Consider the following 18840-nt stretch of genomic DNA (forward strand, 5'->3'; position numbering starts at 1 on the left):
TGGTTAGAAAGTGGCCTGAAGGTTGAAGTGCAGGCGCGATTCCTGTTTCGAGGTGTTCGGCCCTTCGAGTAGCGGGTAGCCCCAGTCGAGGCTGCCGGACAGCCATTTACTGAGGCTGGCGCGGGTGCCGAGGCCGACACTGGCCAGGGCGTAGTTGGCGTCCTGATCCGGCAGTTCGTCGCGCAGATAGAGTTGTGCGCCTTCGGCGAAGGCGTAGAAGCGCCAGTCCTGCATCCAGGTGCCGGCGAACTTCGCCAGCGACGGTGTGCGCAGTTCCTGACTGAGCAGGTAACCGTCATCCGCGGTGCGTTCGGCAGCCAGATAGCCGCGCACCGAAGTCGCGCCGCCGGCGGAGAATTGTTCGTTGGAAACCAGTGGACCCGAGGCCAGTTGGAACGCCGCTTTGGTCGCGCTCTGCCAATCGCTGTCGAAGGTCCAGGTGTAACTGGTGTCGCCCTTGAGCACGGCGAAGCTCGGTTTGGCGCGGTAGCGTTTGTAGTCGAAATCTTCGTCGGAACTGCCGTAGCCAAAAATGCTGCGCGTGGCCGCGACCAGACTCAAACCGAGGCCGAGCTGGCTTTTGTCTCTGTAGCGATAGCCGTTGTAGGCAAAGGTGAATGGCGCGTATTGCAGCGGGACTTTGTCGCTCTCGCCGGACAGGGTCAGGCGTTCGTCGAAGTCCTTGAAGTCGATGCCCGCGGATAGCGAGTTCGACCAGTTGCCGCTCGACGGCAGTGTATAAATCGCCGACACGCCGTAGCTGTGGCCCTTGCCAAGCACGTTGCTGCCACCGATGGTCGCGACGTTGCTGTCGGACTGGTAACCAGAGAACTGCACGCTCCAGCGTTCGGTCAGCGGTGCAGTGTAGGAGCCCGACCAGACCTTGGCGTTGTCGGTTTCCTGCGGTGCGGTGAAGAAGGTCAGGTTGACGCTGTGGCCGAGTTGCCAGAGGTTGTTGTAACCGAGGCTGGTGACGGTGCGCAGCTTTTCGGTGTCGGCGCTGTAATCGTTGTTGAGGCCGACGCTGGCGGTCCACGGGTTCTGGTCCTCCACCTGCAAATCGACGTCCATGGTGCCGGGGCGCTGACCTTCGCGCACCAGCGGCATCACTTGGCGCCCCGGGGTCTTGTTGAGCTGCGCCAGTTCGCCTTGGACTTTGGCGAAGTCCGGCACCTCGCCTTCCTTCAACGCCGGCACGTTGTCGCGAATGTCCAGTGGCGAATAGTGCCTGGCGCCGACCACACGCACGCGGCCAACCTTGGTTTCGCTGACTTGCAGATAGACGATGCCGTCAGCCACGGCTTGCTCCGGCAGCTCGACGAACACCGACTGATAACCGCGCTCCTGATAAGCCTTCTGCAACGCGTCGCGCGCACCTTCGATATCGCTGAGGGCTTTTTGCGGGCCGAGAAACGGATACACCGCTTCCTCGATCGCCCGCGCATCGAGCACGGTATTGCCACGTACGAAGTATTCGTTGACGTCGACCAGACGCGGCGCTGCGGCGTGTGCAGCGCCCTCTTCGGCCAGCGCCGGCTGCACGCCCGCCGTCACCAGCAGCCAGCCGCACAGCGCCAGCCGTGACTTGAAAATCGGTTCCACACTACCCCCTGAATTCGCGATGACCTGTTGGCGCTACAGCGCCCGGTGTGTTGCCGCTGTTAGTTGCCGACGTGCGGGGCGCAGGCGTGTTTGCCCAGCCAGGTGTGCAACAGCGCGAAGTTCAAGGAGAACTCGGGCATTTGCAGCAACGCACCGCAGAACACTTCGCCGATGATTTTCTGAATGAGCAGCACCGCGCGCGGCTCGTTGAGCAGCGTGGCGATGTCGCGACTGAGGGCGCTGAAGCTCCAGACTTTCTGGTTCAGACCGAGGCCGACGAACCAGCGGAACAGCAGGTTGTAATTGAGCTGTTCGTAGAGCTGCTGTTCGCTGGGCACCGAATACAGCAGTTGCAAAAGCAGGATGTGCATCACCGTTTGCGCCGGAATCAGCATGCCCGGCTCGGCGTTGAGGTCGTGCAGGAGTTCGCGGTGGGCATCGAGCAAATCGTCGATCTGCGGGCGCAGCAAAACCAGCGAATGCCCCGGCGGAATGTAACTCGACACCTCTTTCAAAGCGCCCTGCCAGTCATCCTGCGAAACAATCCAGACCCACGGCGCGCCGTAGCGATACACCGACACCGGCTTCTTGCGCGCAGCCTCGACGATCTTCGACAAGCGTTGATCGAGCTCCTGCATGCCCACTTTCGAATAGCGTTCCATAGTCCCCATTGCCTCACTCCCGGCGTCCCGCCTCGGCTTGCAAAGTGCACCCCGAAGGGCCCCTCAAGCGCGTTACATAGGCATGACCGGACTGGCTATGTGCTACCGAACTTTTGTCATAAAAGCTTCATTACAGGAGATGGGCTGGCAGGGATTTCAGGTGTATGAAAACCAATGTGGGAGAAGCCAGAAAACTAAAGCCCCTCACCCTAGCCCTCCCGAAACGTCGGACCGCCCGTGGAGAGAGGGAACTGACCGCGGTGGATGCGAGATTTACGCCGACCTGAAATACCAAGTCGAACGCGACTTTTGGAAATCAAAAGCCCCTCACCCTAGCCCTCTCCAAGAGGGAGAGGGAACTGACCGTGGTGATTGCAAGGCGTACGCCGACATGCAATACCGAGTCGAACGCGAATTTTGGAAATCAAAAGCCCCTCACCCTAGCCCTCTCCCGGAGGGAGAGGTAACTGACCGTGGTGATTGCAAGGCGTACGCCGACATGCAATACCGAGTCGAACGCGAATTTTGGAAATCAAAAGCCCCTCACCCTAGCCCTCTCCCGGAGGGAGAGGGCTAGGGTGAGGTGGATGCGAGTGCTACGCCGACCTGGGATACCGAGTCGTACGCGATTTTCAAAGCCAAAGCAGATCGGCTCCCTCTCCTCGGGGAGAGGGCTGGGGTGAGGGGCGAATCCACCACAAATCCAAAGCCAACCGCCCGCTTCTAACCACTCAACAATGAGCGCAAGCTCGAGTGCTTTTGATCTTGCGTCACCGGCGACATCGGAAGGCTGAGCGGAGGGATCGATCCGGGCGTGGGAGCGCAGCGACCGTACGACGAAGTCGTACACAGCGGAAGTAGGTGCAGCGCAGCAAACCGTAGCCGCTGCGCCCGGATCGATCCCGCAGCGAAGGGACCCGAGCCTGCGAGGGCCGAACGCAGGAGCAAGCGTTTTGGGTTACCTTTTTGGCGTTTGAAAAAGGTGACCCGCCGTAAGGGCGGAACCCTAAGCCGCCGTTACCGCAGCAACGGATATGTACCCATACCCAATCAAGAAGCGCCTGAGAGAAAAGCCATCGCCAGCAGGCTGGCTCCCACAGTTTTGATCGAGTACATCAGGTATAAACAGGCCAGCTATCGACAATCCTGCCATCCCGCACAGCCAGCAAATCGCCAAATTGCAACAGCACAGACTCCGTTTGAGCAGGACGCAAAAACACCTGATCCTCAACTCCAAGGCCCACAGCAGGCGACCCATTGACCATCTCCTGATTCGAACTACGCCCATACACCCCATTACTCTGCAACCCCATGGGCGATTCAAACTCCGCCATCCAGTTCCCCCCATAAACGAAGAAAGTCTGCCGCTGATTGGGGTCCCACCACGAAAACAGCCTCGACTTGCCATCCAGCGCCGGAATATTCACCGCGCCGGTACTCTTCAACACCGGCGTAGCGATATACGCCGCCGGCACATGCTCGCTCAGCGAGGGCAAATCATAGTGGGTCGGCTTGAGCATCGCCGTCCCCACCGAGACCTCACTGCACAGCGTCTCGTGTTCATGCATGCGATAACTCGGACTGCCCGCCGTGTTCAGGCACAAACCCTCCCGCCACAAACCCGGAAACTGCTGCCGGGTAAAATCGACATAACGCTGATAAATCACCATGACCCTGGCGAACAACTCTTCAGGCGAACCGAGAATCCCCGGCACGCCCATGCCCACAAACGGGTCGTAGCCCATGAACCCGGCAAATTCCAGGTGCTGCGGGTGGGCACTGATCAGCGTCAGCATCCTCCCCAGCGCCTGCGCATCACTGACCCCGCCACGATGCAGACCGACATCCAGCTCAATGTTCACGCGCATCTGCGTACGCAAACCCTGCGCCAAGGCCAGATATTGTTCTAACCGCTGCGGCCCATCGAGCAGCCATTGCAACTGCCGAACCGGATCGAACGCGCCTTTGTGCGCGCGGTAAAACAGCTCAGCCGAACGCACAGGCAGCGGCTTGCCGAGCAAGATATCGGACTCGGGAAACGCCACTGCATCGTGATTGAGAAATGGCTGATGAAACGACATCAACCGCGGCGTCCTGGCGCGTTGCGCTATGTACTTCAACAGCCCCGGCGCCGGCAGCGACTTCTCCACCAGCCGCAACTGCTTGCCGCCACGCCTGACCGACTGCACCACCACATCGATGTTGTGATCAAGCCGATCGAGATCGATCAACAGTACCGGACGCATCGGCCCGTGCTCTTTCAGCGCCTTGTTCAGCGCCCGAAAATAATCACTGTACGGCCCGCCTCGGTCGCCCGGCCGCAAGCACGCACCGACGCCCACCAACAAAGCGCCGACGCCCAAAGTGCCGAGGAGAAAATTACGTCGATTGACCGCCATCAGCTCACTCCCAGTATCGACGCCAGATGCGCATTGAGAAAACGCCCGTGCGGGTCCAGCGCCTGACGCACTTCGACAAACTCGCGCCAGCGCGGATACAGCGGTTGCAGGGTTCGCGCGTTGAGCGAGTGCAACTTGCCCCAGTGCGGGCGGCCGTTGTACTTCCAGAAGATCGGCTCGATCGCCGCGAAGAAGTTGTGATGATCCATCTGATAGTGCTGATGAACCGAGATCGAGCAGCTGTCGCGGCCCTCGAACATGCTCAATGCAATGTCGTCGGCCTTGACGTAGCGGTACTCGATGGGAAACCAGGTGCGCAGGTCCTTGTCCTCGATCAGCTTGAGAATTTCGCGCAGGCAGGCCGGGCCGTGTTCGGCGGGCACCGAGTACTCCATTTCGTTGAAACGCACCGTGCGCACGTTGGCGTAGATATCGAACGAATCGCCGACACGATCCTCGAAACTCGCCAGATGGCGCAGGCTGTTGAGCAGCGTGCGGCGCAGGTCGGGGAAATCGCTCGCGTACTTGTCGAGTTTCTCGATCAGGTTGACGAACTCATTGCCGCCCTCTTCTTCCGGGCTGATCGGTGGCGTAGGCGGGTCGTTGGTTTCGTTGAGGGCAATAGACAGGGCGTAGTCGGAATGGGTGACGACGAGCATTTCCCAGTGCTGGTTTTCGCGAGTGTTCTTGTCAAGGTCTTCGAGCAGCTCTTCGGTTCTGGCGATCCACTGATGTTCGCGCAGGCGATAGGCCGGGCGGTTTTGCAGGCGAATCCTCGTCGCCACACCGAGCACGCCGAGCGAGACCCGCGCCGCGCTGAACACCTCGGCATGGCGCTGACGGTCGCAGTCCAGCACCTCGCCACTGGCCGTGACCAGTTGCATCGCGCAGACCTGTGCCGAACAGGACTGAAAGGTTTTCCCGGTGCCGTGAGTCGAGGTGGCGATGGCGCCAGCGAGGGTCTGGTAATCGATATCGGCCATGTTGGGCAACGCCTGGCCGATGTCTCTCAGCGGCACGCCCATGCGCGACATGGGCGTGCCGGCACCAAACTCGGCTTGCAGGGTTTTCCCGTCGTGGTCGAGCAAGCCGCTGAAATAACTCAGCGACAACAGCGTGCCGTCGGTGGGTATCAGCGCACTGAACGAATGCGCCGAGCCGACCGGGCGAATCCTGCCGGGTGCCTGCTGAATGGCGCTTGTCAGCTCATCAAGATTCTTCGGCGCCAGCCGCGCCGCCGGCAGGCAACTCTGCGCGCCTGACCAGTTGCGCCAGGGAATCAGGCGTGGCGCGCGCAGCAACTGGCCCAGCGCCGGGTGGCTCGCCAGTGCGCTGAACGCACCGACGATGCTCGCCCGTTGCAGCAGTTGCCGGCGCGTCAGATCCAGAGTCATGGCGGGCCCTTATTGCGGCAGCGGCTGGTCGGCCATGAAGCCGATCAGTTGCAGGAATTGTTCTTCCGAGCACTCGACACACTGGCCCATCGGCGGCATGGCGTTGTAGCCATTGATGGTGTGGTCGAGCAGCGTGTCGGTGCCTTGGCGGATACGCGGCTCCCAGGCCTGGCGATCACCGGTAAGCGGCGCATTGGCCGCCGGGTTGGCGTGGCACAGCTGGCAACTGTTGGCGTAGATCTGCGCCAGCGCCGGGTCGGCGGGTGTGATGTTGCGCTGGAGCGGCTGCGGCTTGGGTTCTTCGCCGCAACCGTACAGCGCCGTGGCCATTGCCAGCCATAAACAGAGTCGGATCGCCCGCATGAAAAGCCTCGCGTTGGGGTGGCGCTTGTTGTTAGGCGTCCACCTTAAGCCAGCGGTGACAGAGGACTGAGGGCATTGCCGGACAATGAAGGGGGCAAACGGGGCCAGCCGGGGTTCACAAGCAGGGCGAAACAGGTCTAGGCTTGGAACGACAATTCCAAGACCTCCCCACATCCCAATGTGGGAGCGAGCCTGCTCGCGAAAGCGGTGTGTCAGTCCCTGATGATCCGACTGAAAAATCGCTTTCGCGAGCAGGCTCGCTCCCACAGGTATCGGTTTTAACCTGCACATTGATTTCATCACGGGGTAGCGACATGACCACAGCAAACATCCTTGGCAATCTGTTCCCTTCTGTCAGCGACATCCCGGAAAAATACCGTCTCGACGCTCAGGTCGAGCAGCGCGAATACCTCGTCGACGGTGAATTGCGGCGCTGGGACGGCCCGCTCGCGCAAGTGCGCAGCCCCGTCTATCTGCAGGGTGCCAACGGCGACGAACAAGTGATCCTTGGCAGCACGCCACTGCTCGACGCTGAAACCGCCCTCACCGCCCTCGACGCCGCCGTTCGCGCCTACGATCGTGGCCAGGGTCTGTGGCCAACCATGCGCGTGGCCGAGCGCATCCAGCATGTCGAAGCATTCCTGCGGCGCATGCGTGAGCAACGCGAAGCCGTGGTGAAACTGCTGATGTGGGAAATCGGCAAGAATCTCAAGGACTCGGAAAAGGAATTCGACCGAACCTGCGATTACATCGTCGACACCATCAATGCGCTCAAGGAACTCGACCGCCGCTCCAGCCGTTTCGAGCTGGAACAGGATACCCTCGGCCAGATCCGCCGCGTACCGCTCGGCGTCGCGTTGTGCATGGGCCCTTATAACTATCCGTTGAACGAGACGTTCACCACGCTGATTCCGGCGCTGATCATGGGCAACACCGTGGTGTTCAAACCGGCAAAGCTCGGCGTGCTGTTGATCCGCCCGTTGCTCGAAGCCTTCCGCGACAGCTTCCCCACCGGCGTGATCAACGTGATCTACGGCAGCGGCCGCGAAACCGTGAGTGCGCTGATGGCCAGCGGCAAGATCGACATCTTTGCCTTCATCGGCACCAACAAAGCCGCCAGCGACCTGAAAAAACTGCATCCCAAGCCGCACCGCTTGCGTGCCGCGCTGGGTCTGGATGCGAAAAACCCGGGGATCGTCCTGCCGGAAGTCGATCTGGATAACGCCGTCAGCGAAGCGCTCACCGGCTCGCTATCGTTCAACGGCCAGCGCTGCACCGCGCTGAAAATTCTCTTCGTCCACGAAGACGTGGTCGACAGCTTCATCGAAAAATTCAACGCCAAACTCGCCGACCTGAAGCCGGGCATGCCGTGGGACAGCGGCGTTGCGCTCACGCCGCTGCCGGAATCAGGCAAGGTCGATTACCTGCACGGGCTGGTTGCCGATGCGCGCAGCAAGGGCGCCGAAGTGGTCAACCCGCATGGCGGTGAAGCCCGCGCGTCGTTCTTCTACCCGGCGGTGCTGTACCCGGTGAACCCGCAGATGCGCGTCTATCAGGAAGAGCAGTTCGGCCCGGTGGTGCCGATCGTGCCGTATCGTCACCTCGATACCGTGATCGACTATGTGCTGGAATCGGACTTTGGCCAGCAGTTGAGCATCTTCGGCACCAATCCGGTGGCGGTCGGTCGGCTGGTCGATACGTTTGCCAACCAGGTCGGGCGGATCAACCTCAACGCCCAGTGCCAGCGCGGCCCGGACACCTACCCGTTCAACGGCCGCAAGAATTCCGCCGAAGGTACGCTGTCGGTGCACGATGCGTTGCGGGTGTTTTCGATCCGTACACTGGTGGCGACCAAGTTCCAGGAGAGCAACAAGGATCTGATCAGCGAAATCATTCGCGGGCGTGATTCGAGTTTCCTGACCACTGATTACATCTTCTGATCCACCTCATCGGCACCTGAGCCAAAGTCGTCAAGCGCCCGGCCAGCGTTCGACGGCATTCCCGGCAAGGTCTTCGCCGGCCGGACGGGTGCCGGTGATCATGGAAATCACCGATCCGGCCTTCGCCCGGTACAGCAAACGGATGCCGGGCGGCGCTTACGGGCAGGCCGCGTTGTACAGTCAGCATTTCCACCATATCGGTGCGATGCGCAATATCCTCCTGCGTATGGCAGCATGGATGAACTACATTTTTCCGTTCCACTGATCTGAACCGAGATGACGAGAGGCTTGCACTGAGTACTTACAGCACCCATCGACTTCCGCCCTTGCTGCGGCGGGTCTTGCGCCCCTTGCTGGACCCGTATCGCCGTTACCGCCACGCCCGCCTGATTCACGCAGTGCGCGTGGCCCTTGGATTGCTGGCGACGATCCTGCTGACCACCGGCATCAACCTGCCCCACGGTGAATGGGCCTCGGTGACTATGCTGGTAGTGATCGGCGGCCTGCAGCACCATGGCAACATCGGCAAAAAAGCCGCGGAGCGCGCCACCGGCACGCTGATCGGCGCCGCGGTCGGGCTGGCGCTGGTGGCGCAGCACGCGTGGCTGGGGATGCCATGGCTGACCTATTTTGCGATGGCCGTGGTCTGCGGATTCTTCTCCTATCACGCCATCGGCAAGGGCGGTTACACCGCCCTGCTCTCGGCGATCACCGTGTTCATCGTCGCCGGGCATGGCGACAATCCGATCAGCGATGGCTTGTGGCGCGGTGTCGATATCCTCATCGGTATCGCCCTCGCTTTGGCATTTTCGTTCGCCCTGCCGCTGTACGCGGTGTATTCGTGGCGCTACAACCTCGCCGATGCCCTGCGCGACTGCGCCACGGTGTATGGACGCATCATCAGCGGACAACCGGTAGCCGCCGACGAGCATTTGCGCTTGATGAGCCGCCTCGGCGCGGTGATGGTGCAGTTGCGCTCGCTGATGCCGTCGGTGTCCAAGGAAGTGAAGATCTCCATGACCGAACTCGATGCGATCCAGCGCAACCTGCGCATGTGCATCAGTACGCTGGAAATCCTCGGCAATACCCGCCCGGATGCCAACGACCCAGAAGCCATGGCGCATTTGCAATCGGCGCTGAAGGCCGAGCATCGGCAGATTCGCGTGCAACTGATCGGCATGGCCCGCGCCTTGAAAAGCAGGGCGACGAGTCGCCTCGACAGGCCGCTGGAGTTGCCGGAGTCCAACCTCGATGCGCCGGTCTACAGCGCACTGGACGGTTACCGTTTGTTGACCCGGCAACTGGCGGCCAACATCGGCGAGATGCGCCAGCGCCTGGCGAAATCCGCCCCGCGCTGGAACATTTGAGCCTCACTGCGCGGCCAGTCGCCGCGCCTTGAAACCCCAGCCTTGTTGCATGCCGGCGGCGGCGAGCAGAATCGCGGCAACGCCGACCCATTGCAGGATTTCCAGGCGATGGCCAAAGGCAAACCAGTCAACGAAGATCGCCGCGATCGGGTAGATGAACGACAGTGCACCGGTCAATGCCGTCGGCAACTTCTGAATCGCGCCGTACAGCAGCACATACATCAAACCAGTATGGACGATGCCCAGGGTCACCAGACTGGCCCAGGCACTCGGCGCTTGCGGCAACACGCTGAAATGCGCGAACGGCGCCAGCAGCAGAACCCCGGTGCAGACCTGAATCAACGCAATCAGATGCGGCGGCGTGCCGGTCAGGCGCTTGATGATCAGTGCAGCAATCGCATACAGCAACGCCGCGCCCAAGGCCAACGCGATGCCCAGTAGATAGTCGCTGCCACTCTCGCCTTGCGTGCCGTGGGCACTGACGATCGCCAGCATGCCGAGGAACGAAACCGCCAGCCAGAACAGCTTTTGCACGGTGATCTTTTCGCCGAGAAACAACGCCGCCAATCCCACCAGCATGAACGGCTGCACGTTATAGACCGCAGTGCCGATGGCAATCGACGCGCGAGAATACGAAGCAAACAAAAGCACCCAGTTGCCGACGATCGCCACACCACTGAGCACGGCGAGCAAAAAGGTGCCGCGGGTCAGAATGCCCGGACGCAGAAAACCGAACGCTGCACAGATCAACAGCAAAGTGCCGGCGCCGAACACGCAACGCCAGAACACCACGTCGAGCACCGGTTGCCCGGAGACCAATACAAACCAGCCGATGGTGCCGGATATCAGCATGGCGGCGGTCATTTCCAGCGAGCCGCGACGCAGGGTTGTGTCCATGTTCATTCTCCCGAAGGGTTGGCGAAAGCATGGCAAAAGTATGCCAAGCACGCCGGGCGCGGCTCCAGCGCAAAAGACAGGCTAAACTGCGAATCTGCCTTTTTTATCGAGGGTATCCATCGAAATGGCCTAATTGCGGAGTTCGCCCATGACTGACGACATCGATCAGATCCTTATTACTGCCTTGATGGAAGACTCGCGTCGCTCGCTCAAGGCGTTGGCGCAGATCAGCGGATTGTCCTCGCCCAGCGTCGCCGAGCGCTTGCGCCGCCTCGAAGAACGCGGCGTGCTCAAGGGCTACACCGTCGAGATCGACCCGAAGCACTTTGGCTATCAATTGCAGGCGATCGTCCGGGTGCGGCCTCTACCTGGGCAATTGCAGGAGGTGGAGCGGCAGATTCTGTCGATCCCTGAGTTCACCGAGTGCGACAAGGTGACCGGCGAAGACTGCTTTATCGCGCGCCTGCATGTGCGTTCGATGGAGCAGCTCGACACCCTGCTCGACCGGCTCAATACCTTGGCGGAAACCAACACGGCGATCGTAAAGAAAACCCCGGTGAAGCGCCGGTTGCCGCCGATGGCCTAGATGTTTTCTGCCATTATTTGGCGTAGATTGTGATTTTCCGCGGCTAAGGATTGGCGCTATGAAAATTCAGGCAACGCTGCTGGCAGCCATGCTGCTTGGCGGTTGCGGCACGATTCAGACGGTGGCACGTAACGATCAGGCTGCCGTAGACGGGCTGAAGGAACAAAAGAGTTACTGCGGCGCGGTGCCGAGAATCTACAGCGGCCTCGCCTATGACTTCTGCACGCTGAACGCTCCCCTGGCTTCAGGCATTGACCCAGATGAGCACCGCAACGCGGCCATTCCGGTGGTACTGGTGGACGCCGTCGTCTCCGGCGCACTCGATACCCTGCTGCTGCCTTACACGATTTACCGCCAGCAAGTGGATGGCAGCATCGTCATCAACTGAGCCAGCACTTTCCCGCAGACAACAAAAAACCCGCCGAAGCGGGTTTTTCGTTATTGCATCATTGCTATCAGTCGTCGCGGCTCATGATGCCGAACAGTTGCAGCAGGCTGACGAACAGGTTGTAGATCGATACATACAGGCTGATGGTCGCCATGATGTAGTTGCGCTCGCCGCCGTGGATGATGGCGCTGGTCTGGAACAGGATGCACACCGACGAGAACAGCACGAAACCTGCGCTGATAGCCAGTTGCAGGCCGCTGATCTGGAAGAAGAAGCTCGCCAGCGTGGCACCCAGCAACACGAAGAAACCGGCAGTGATGAAACCACCGAGGAAGCTCATGTCCTTGCGGGTGATCAGCACGTAGGCCGACAGACCACCGAACACCAGCGCGGTCATCGCGAACGCCGAGCTGACCACTTCAGCGCCGCCCTGCATGCCCAGGTAACGGTTGAGGATCGGGCCGAGCAGGAAACCCATGAAACCGGTCAATGCGAAGGCAGATACCAGGCCCCACGCGGAGTCACGGAGTTTGTTGGTGAGGAAGAACAGCCCGTAGAAGCCGATCAGCACCACGAAGATATTCGGGTAGCCGACTCGCATCTGCTGCGCGACAAAAGCCATCACGCCGCTGAATGCGAGGGTGAGCGCCAGTAGGCCGTAAGTGTTGCGCAGGACGCGGCTAACCTCTAGCTGCTCAGCCTGCACGCTGTTATTAACTGCGTAATCCTGTTCGCGCATGGCGACACTCCTGTTGGTTTGAAACGTTCAGTCGCAAAGATCATAACAGACGCTCTGTAACAAGCCATGCAGAGAGTTTGACAGTGTGTTTCATTCAGGTATTATGGCGCCCGCAACGCAACGGAGGTGTGGCCGAGTGGTTTAAGGCAACGGTCTTGAAAACCGTCGACTGTAACAGGTCCATGAGTTCGAATCCCATCGCCTCCGCCATATTCTGTACCGACAAAGCCCTGATTATTCAGGGCTTTGTTGTTTCTGGCATTCCTAAATTTTGGTCCTCTGGCGAGGGATCGTTTCCGCATCTTCTCCACCATTTCCGCAGCTCTTCCGAGACGGGAGCGAATGAAGGGACCGTTGAAGCCTTCGTCATCCGAAGATGAATGCAGGCCTTACGACACAGCGCTGAAGACGCCTGAGCTCTGTGCCAGCAGCCGTTCGGCTCGAAGAAAATCGACAAACGCCCTGAGCGGCGAAGGCATGTGACGGCGCCCGTGGTAGTAAAGAAACGGACCGTCGAAGGCCTGCCACCAATCTTCGAGAATCGGCACCAGCCGACCATCGGACAGCGGCTCGCGCAGAAAATCCTCGAAGGTATAGACGATGCCCAGTCCATTGATGGCCGAACGGATTTTCAAATCGTGCGACGACGTCAGCAATTGCCCCTGAGGCGGGATACGCACAATACGGCCGTCTCGATGGAACTCGAACACGCCCACTTTTCCACTCTCGAATCGATGGCCAAGCAAGTCATGGTCCGGCAGTTCTTCGGGGTGAGTGGGCGTCCCACGTTCAGCCAGATAGCCCGGGGCGGCCGCCGCAACGAAGCGCTGGCGACGCGGGCCTATGGGCACGGCGATCATGTCCTTGGCGAGGCTCTCTTCATAGCGCACGCCGGCGTCATACCCGCCAGCGTTGACGTCGACGAAGGTGTTATCCATGACGACTTCGACACTGACCCCTGGATAAAGACGCAGAAACCGCGCCAGCAGGTCGGGCAACAAAAAGCGGGCCACCGGCACCGGCACATTGAGCTTCAGCGTGCCGACCGGCCGCTGAGCGTCGTCGTCCAGATCGTTGAAGGCGGCGTCGATTTCTTGCAAGGCCGGGCGCAGGCGCTCGAGCAATCGCTCGCCGGCCGCCGTCGGCGTGACGCTGCGGGTGGTTCGATTGAGCAGGCGCAAGCCCAGGTCGCCTTCCAGCCGACGTATGCAGTCGCTTAGCGACGAGGCCGACAAACCCCGCTTCTGTGCGGCAGCACGAAAGCCCCTTGCCTCAACCACCGCAGCAAATATAGACACATCGGTAAGGTTTGGTTTACGCATGAATGCCTCCTCCACAGGCGCCTGACTGTACGCCACACCGTACGGGCTATCCACCAATACCCGACTTATCCTCGCGCACTCGTACACCGATACTGCTCACTCGCCCCGCCAACCGGGAACCTGCAACGCGAATGAGAATTCCCCGATGAGCCATTCACCCGCTACGCCGAACAATACCGCGAGCCAACGTATCCTAAAGGCCGCCCGAACGCTGTTCGCCATTGCCGCGCTTGCCGGCACGCTGGCTGCGCAAGCCGCTCCCCGAAGCGAGCCGAAGCCGGATTGGTCGACCCACGACATGCCCAGCCAGAAAGGCCGCATCGTGCTGGTGACCGGAGGGACCAGCGGCATGGGCTATGAAGACGCACTGGCCCTGGCCCGAGCCGGTGCCGAGGTAATCATCGCCGCACGGAACGCGGAGCGCGGCCGCGAAGCTATCGCAAACATCAGGCAAGCCGTGCCCGAGGCGCGCGTGCAATTCGAAACGCTGGATCTTGCCAATCTGCAATCCGTACGCGACCTCGCTAACCGTCTGCAGGGACGCCTGCCAAGGCTCGATGTGCTCATCAACAACGCCGCGATCATGTCGCCGCCGGTTCGAGGCGTTTCGGCCGACGGCTACGAGATGCAGCTGGCGACCAATTACCTGGGGCATTTCGCCCTGACCGGCCTGCTGATGCCCTTGCTACGCAAAAGCGACGATGGTCGGGTGGTCAGCCTGTCGAGCATCGCCGCAGGGCGGGCAATCCTGAACTTCGATGACCTGCAGGCTGAGCGCAATTACGACCCGTTCGCCACCTACAGCCAATCGAAACTGGCGGTACTCAAGTGGAGTATTGATCTGCAGCAGCGCAGCGATGCCGCCGGCTGGGGGATACGCAGCATCGCCGCTCACCCCGGCGTCGCCGTGACTGAGCTGATCGCCCGTGGGCCTGGCCTGGACAGTAAATTCGGCAAACAATGGGCTGTAGAGCGGGATATGTATCATTCCGCAGCGCAGGGCGCGCTGCCCACGCTGTATGCAGCGACGGCGCTGGAGGCTGTTGGCGGTGCCTACTATGGGCCCACCGGAGACAACGAGAAGCGCGGACCGCTGGGCTTCGCCAAGATGCCTGCGGCCGCAGCCGATCGCTCGGACTCCGACGCGCTGTGGCAACTCTCTGAGCGACTGACCGGCGTCAACTACCGCTGACCGCCCTGGCACGGACAAGCTCCGTGCCATTGCCTCGACACTCCTACAGGAGCGCAACATGAATATGTCACTTCTCGCCCACCGCACGAGCGCCATCATCAATGCCGAGGCTCACGAGCTGCGCCCTGCGCTGAATGGTTTTCTGCTGTTCGTTTGCCTGTTCGCCGGCTATTTCATGCTCCGTCCGATCCGCGAATCGATGGGCATCACTGCCGGCGTCGAGAACTTGCAATGGCTGTTTACCGCGACCTTCTTCGTCATGCTGGCGGCCGTTCCGCTGTTCGCCTGGCTCAGCGCACGCGTGCCGCGCCTGCATTTCGTGGACTGGGTGTACGGATTTTTCTGCGCCAACCTCCTGTTGTTCGCCGCCTTGTTCCTGGGCGAGGAAAGCCCGTGGCTGGCGCGAGTGTTTTACGTCTGGATATCGGTCTACAACCTGTTTGTCATATCGGTCGCCTGGAGCCTGATGGCTGATGTATTCGACAGTGCCCAGGCCAAACGTCTGTTCGCTTTCATCGCGGCGGGCGCCAGCGTCGGCGGCCTGAGTGGCCCTGCGCTGAGCGCCTTGCTGATCGGTCCGCTGGGCGAGTCCGGCCTGATGCTGTTGGCCGCTGTTCTGCTGACCGCTGCGATGTGGTTCAAGCGCCAGTTGATGCGCTGGCGTGAACGGGGTGGCGCAGGACGCCCCGATGTCGCGCCGAGCGAAAACCCTCGCAGGCCGTTGCCGGGCAATCCCTTCAGCGGTTTGACGGCGATTTTGAAATCACCTTATCTGTTCGGCATCTGCGGCTTTGTGGTGCTGCTGGCCACGGTCACCACTTTCCTCTACCTCGAGCAGGCTCGTGTCGTTGCCGAACACTTCCCGAACCGCGAGGCGCAGGTGCGCGTGTTCGGCATCATCGATTTTGTCGTGCAGGCGGGCGCCCTGCTCTGCCAGCTGTTCATCACTGGACGCGTCGCCCAAAAGCTAGGCGTCGGCGTGCTGTTGGCCATGGTGCCGCTGGTCATGTGCGCAGGGTTCATCGGACTGATTTTCGCGCCCAGCTTCGGCCTGATCGCCGCGCTGATGATCGTGCGCCGCATCGGTGAGTACGCCTTCGTGCGCCCAGGCCGGGAGATGCTGTTTGCGCCACTCGATGCCGAAAGCAAGTACAAGGCAAAGAACGTCATCGACACGGTGGTCTACCGCGCTGGCGACGCCATCAGTGCCTGGGCGAAGAGCGCGCTGGACGCGCTCGGTCAAGGTGCAGGCATGGCAGCACTGGTGGGCGCATTGTGTGCACTACTATGGGGACTGCTGGGATGGCGACTCGGCGAGCGGGCGGACCGACGATCCGGTGTGTTGGCAGCGCGTCAAACCCCCGCCTGATGTTCTCCGGCGAATGATGGCGATGAAGGAGCAACCACGTTCCGTACCCACCAATTCGCCAACTCGCATTCAACATGCGCCGGCACCCGATCAGGCTCAAACAAGAAACTGTCACAGCCCCCTAAAAAACTGGACTGCCATCAGCGTTTGACGGCGTAATACGCGCGCTGTAAATCCGCGACTTCCCTTGTTGCCGTTGGCGCCTCTGGGCACTTGTGCCGTTCGCGTACAAGCCCCTTCCAACGGGCAATCGGGCATCGCCAGCCTGCGCAATCGTTGCGCTCATTTTGGAGAGCAGGGAATGGAACATATCGATCATGTATTGATCGTGGATGATGATCGCGAGATCAGGGAACTGGTCGGCAATTACCTCAACAAGAATGGTCTGCGCACCACTGTGGTTGCGGATGGCCGTCAGATGCGGGCGTTTCTGGAAACCAACAAGGTGGATCTGATCGTACTCGACATCATGATGCCGGGCGATGATGGGCTGCTGCTGTGCCGTGAACTTCGCGTCGGAAAGCACAAGGCAACGCCGGTGCTGATGCTGACCGCGCGCAGCGACGAGACCGATCGCATCATTGGTCTGGAAATGGGCGCTGACGATTACCTGGCCAAACCTTTCGCTGCGCGCGAACTGCTCGCCCGCATCAATGCGGTTCTACGACGTACGCGCATGCTGCCGCCCAACTTTGTGGTCAGTGAAAGCGGCCGAAAACTCAAGTTCGGGCGCTGGCGCCTCGACACCACCGCGCGCCATCTGCTCGATGAAGACGACACGCTCGTCTCGCTGAGCGGCGCCGAATACAGGCTGCTGCGGGTGTTTCTCGATCATCCGCAGCGGGTACTGAGTCGTGACCAATTGCTCAACCTGACCCAGGGCCGTGACGCGGACATGTTCGACCGTTCGATCGATTTGCTGGTCAGCCGCGTGCGTCAGCGGTTGCTCGATGACGCTCGCGAACCGCTGTACTTGAAGACCGTGCGCAATGAAGGCTACGTCTTTACCTATGCGGTCGAAGTGCTCGAGGAGCAAGCATGAAACTCGCCTTGCAATGGCCTCGCACGCTGGCATCGCGGCTGTGGCTGGTGTTCCTCGTCGGCCTGATACTCGCCCAGTCCCTGATGTTCGCCGCCCAGTATTACGAACGCTACGAAAGCACCAAGACGGCCATGCTGGGCAATTTCGAACACGACACCGCGACCTCCATCGCCATCCTCGACCGTCTGCCTGCCGCTGAGCGCCCGGCGTGGACCCAGCGCCTGCAGCGTCGCAACTACGACTATCTGCTGCGCGAGCATGATGCAGGAAGTCCGCTGACCTCGAATGATCTCGCCGGGACTGCGGCGCAATCACTGCAAGTCGCCCTGGGCCGTGACTATGCGCTGACCTTTGTGGAAATCCCGGACTCACGCCCGCATTTTCAGGCGCAGTTGCGACTGTCTGACGGTAGCCCGGTCACCATCGACGTGCGCCCTTCTGTCAGGCCGTTGTCACCCTGGCTGCCTTTCGCCCTGTTCGCTCAGTTGGTGTTGATGATCGGCTGTACCTGGCTTGCGGTGCGGATCGCGATACGCCCGCTAAGCCGCCTGGCCGAGGCAGTTGAAAACCTTGATCCGAACGCACATCCGATGCACCTGGATGAAAGCGGCCCGCGTGAAGTGGCCTATGCCGCGCGCGCCTTCAACAGCATGCAGGCGCGGATTGCCGCTTATCTCAAAGAGCGCATGCAACTGCTGGCGGCGATTTCACATGACCTGCAAACGCCCATCACGCGCATGAAACTGCGCGCCGAGTTCATGGAGGATTCAGCCGAGAAAGACAAACTGGGCAACGACCTCAACGAAATCGAGCATCTGGTCCGCGAGGGTGTCGCCTATGCTCGCAGTGTCCATGGCGCAACCGAGGCCAGTTGCCGCATCAGTCTGGACGCCTTTCTCGACAGTCTGGTCTGCGACTACCAGGACACCGGTCGAGAGGTCAGCCTGAGCGGCAAGAACGGCGCGGTCATCGAAACCAGGCCGCATGCCCTGCGCCGTATTCTGGTGAATCTGGTGGACAATGCGCTGAAGTACGCTGGCACGGCCGAAGTGCAAGTCAGTGCAACCGCAGGCACCGGCGTGTCGATCAGTGTGCTCGACCGCGGCCAAGGCATTCCCGAAGAGGTTCTGGCAGACGTGGTCAAGCCGTTCTATCGGGTGGAAAACTCACGCAGCCGCAGCACAGGCGGCACCGGTCTTGGCCTAGCCATCGCTCAGCAGTTGGCCATCGCAATTGGTGGTTCACTGACGTTGCGCAACCGCGACGGTGGCGGTCTCTGCGTCACCCTCGATATCGGCGTCCATCCCTAGCCCGCACGGGCTACACGTCGACGGCGGCCGCTATCGGCCGGATACAGTGGCTCGCATTTGTAAGCCACTGTATCCAGCGCCTACACATACTCAAAACAACGCATAACTGCCGGTTATCGAACATAGCCGGTACACATGCCCCTGCAAGAATTCTCTCCATCGACTCGCCACCGGATGCCTGAATGGCGAGCCCTACCTTCAATACATTTTTCAGCGGCAGTCATTCCGATTGCCAGAAAACACTGTTGTTCTCCAGCTGCCTCCAACC

16 protein-coding genes, 1 tRNA gene and 1 pseudogene are annotated in these 18840 nt (G+C 60.7%); 10 read left to right on the forward strand and 8 right to left on the reverse strand.

Going from position 1 to position 18840, the window contains the following annotated elements:
* Positions 1–3: 3 nt before the first annotated feature.
* From BLU24_RS16575 to BLU24_RS16595, 5 genes are all read right to left on the reverse strand, one after another.
* Positions 4–1602, reverse strand: coding sequence for a ShlB/FhaC/HecB family hemolysin secretion/activation protein (locus BLU24_RS16575; protein WP_093101878.1), 1599 nt, complete (start codon positions 1600–1602; stop codon positions 4–6).
* A 59-nt stretch (positions 1603–1661) separates the two neighbouring features.
* Positions 1662–2273 carry a transposase gene (locus BLU24_RS16580; RefSeq protein ID WP_090283170.1) on the reverse strand — a complete coding sequence of 204 codons (612 nt, stop codon included), beginning with the start codon at positions 2271–2273 and terminating at the stop codon, positions 1662–1664.
* A 1106-nt stretch (positions 2274–3379) separates the two neighbouring features.
* Positions 3380–4588 carry a DSD1 family PLP-dependent enzyme gene (locus BLU24_RS16585; protein ID WP_172833337.1) on the reverse strand — a complete coding sequence of 403 codons (1209 nt, stop codon included), beginning with the start codon at positions 4586–4588 and terminating at the stop codon, positions 3380–3382.
* 74 nt (positions 4589–4662) lie between these two features.
* On the reverse strand, positions 4663–5991 hold the full coding sequence (locus BLU24_RS16590; protein WP_172833338.1) for a D-arabinono-1,4-lactone oxidase: 1329 nt from the start codon (positions 5989–5991) through the stop codon (positions 4663–4665).
* Positions 5992–6066: 75 nt separating this feature from the next.
* On the reverse strand, positions 6067–6420 hold the full coding sequence (locus tag BLU24_RS16595; protein ID WP_093101881.1) for a c-type cytochrome: 354 nt from the start codon (positions 6418–6420) through the stop codon (positions 6067–6069).
* Between the two features lie 314 nt (positions 6421–6734).
* Between BLU24_RS16595 and BLU24_RS16600 the strand changes: the two genes are divergently transcribed.
* From BLU24_RS16600 to BLU24_RS16610, 3 genes and pseudogenes are all read left to right on the forward strand, one after another.
* On the forward strand, positions 6735–8360 hold the full coding sequence (locus BLU24_RS16600) for an NADP-dependent glyceraldehyde-3-phosphate dehydrogenase (RefSeq protein ID WP_093101882.1): 1626 nt from the start codon (positions 6735–6737) through the stop codon (positions 8358–8360).
* Positions 8361–8430: 70 nt separating this feature from the next.
* Positions 8431–8625, forward strand: a pseudogene (locus BLU24_RS16605) (HlyD family secretion protein); the annotation flags it as partial.
* Between the two features lie 61 nt (positions 8626–8686).
* The gene (locus BLU24_RS16610) at positions 8687–9727 is read left to right on the forward strand and encodes an FUSC family protein (protein ID WP_172833277.1); all 1041 of its coding nucleotides are present in this window, start codon (positions 8687–8689) and stop codon (positions 9725–9727) included.
* Between the two features lie 3 nt (positions 9728–9730).
* On the opposite strand, the gene BLU24_RS16615 is transcribed toward BLU24_RS16610, so the two are convergent.
* The gene (locus BLU24_RS16615) at positions 9731–10624 is read right to left on the reverse strand and encodes a DMT family transporter (protein ID WP_093101883.1); all 894 of its coding nucleotides are present in this window, start codon (positions 10622–10624) and stop codon (positions 9731–9733) included.
* Between the two features lie 148 nt (positions 10625–10772).
* Between BLU24_RS16615 and BLU24_RS16620 the strand changes: the two genes are divergently transcribed.
* Positions 10773–11210, forward strand: a complete 438-nt coding sequence (locus tag BLU24_RS16620) for an Lrp/AsnC family transcriptional regulator (protein WP_093101884.1) — start codon at positions 10773–10775, stop codon at positions 11208–11210.
* A 58-nt stretch (positions 11211–11268) separates the two neighbouring features.
* On the forward strand, positions 11269–11598 hold the full coding sequence (locus BLU24_RS16625) for a YceK/YidQ family lipoprotein (protein WP_090283161.1): 330 nt from the start codon (positions 11269–11271) through the stop codon (positions 11596–11598).
* 67 nt (positions 11599–11665) lie between these two features.
* Here the strand turns inward: BLU24_RS16625 and BLU24_RS16630 are convergent, their stop codons facing one another.
* Complete coding sequence (locus BLU24_RS16630; RefSeq protein ID WP_008006561.1) at positions 11666–12337, reverse strand: Bax inhibitor-1/YccA family protein; 672 nt, start codon at positions 12335–12337, stop codon at positions 11666–11668.
* Between the two features lie 122 nt (positions 12338–12459).
* Between BLU24_RS16630 and BLU24_RS16635 the strand changes: the two genes are divergently transcribed.
* Positions 12460–12547, forward strand: a tRNA-Ser gene (locus BLU24_RS16635).
* Positions 12548–12726: 179 nt separating this feature from the next.
* On the opposite strand, the gene BLU24_RS16640 is transcribed toward BLU24_RS16635, so the two are convergent.
* Positions 12727–13659: a LysR family transcriptional regulator gene (locus BLU24_RS16640; protein WP_093101885.1), complete on the reverse strand. Its 933-nt coding sequence runs from the start codon at positions 13657–13659 to the stop codon at positions 12727–12729.
* Between the two features lie 145 nt (positions 13660–13804).
* On the opposite strand from BLU24_RS16640, the gene BLU24_RS16645 reads away from it, so the two are divergent.
* From BLU24_RS16645 to BLU24_RS16660, 4 genes are all read left to right on the forward strand, one after another.
* Positions 13805–14851, forward strand: coding sequence for an SDR family oxidoreductase (locus BLU24_RS16645; protein WP_093101886.1), 1047 nt, complete (start codon positions 13805–13807; stop codon positions 14849–14851).
* 58 nt (positions 14852–14909) lie between these two features.
* Positions 14910–16220 carry an NTP/NDP exchange transporter gene (locus BLU24_RS16650; RefSeq protein WP_093101887.1) on the forward strand — a complete coding sequence of 437 codons (1311 nt, stop codon included), beginning with the start codon at positions 14910–14912 and terminating at the stop codon, positions 16218–16220.
* Positions 16221–16521: 301 nt separating this feature from the next.
* On the forward strand, positions 16522–17262 hold the full coding sequence (locus BLU24_RS16655) for a response regulator (RefSeq protein ID WP_093101888.1): 741 nt from the start codon (positions 16522–16524) through the stop codon (positions 17260–17262).
* The gene (locus tag BLU24_RS16660; RefSeq protein WP_093101889.1) at positions 17259–18572 is read left to right on the forward strand and encodes an ATP-binding protein; all 1314 of its coding nucleotides are present in this window, start codon (positions 17259–17261) and stop codon (positions 18570–18572) included. Before BLU24_RS16655 ends, BLU24_RS16660 begins: the two co-directional genes overlap by 4 nt.
* Positions 18573–18840 lie beyond the last annotated feature (268 nt).

Source organism: Pseudomonas sp. Z003-0.4C(8344-21) (genome assembly GCF_900104975.1).
Taxonomy (GTDB): Bacteria; Pseudomonadota; Gammaproteobacteria; order Pseudomonadales; family Pseudomonadaceae; genus Aquipseudomonas; species Aquipseudomonas granadensis.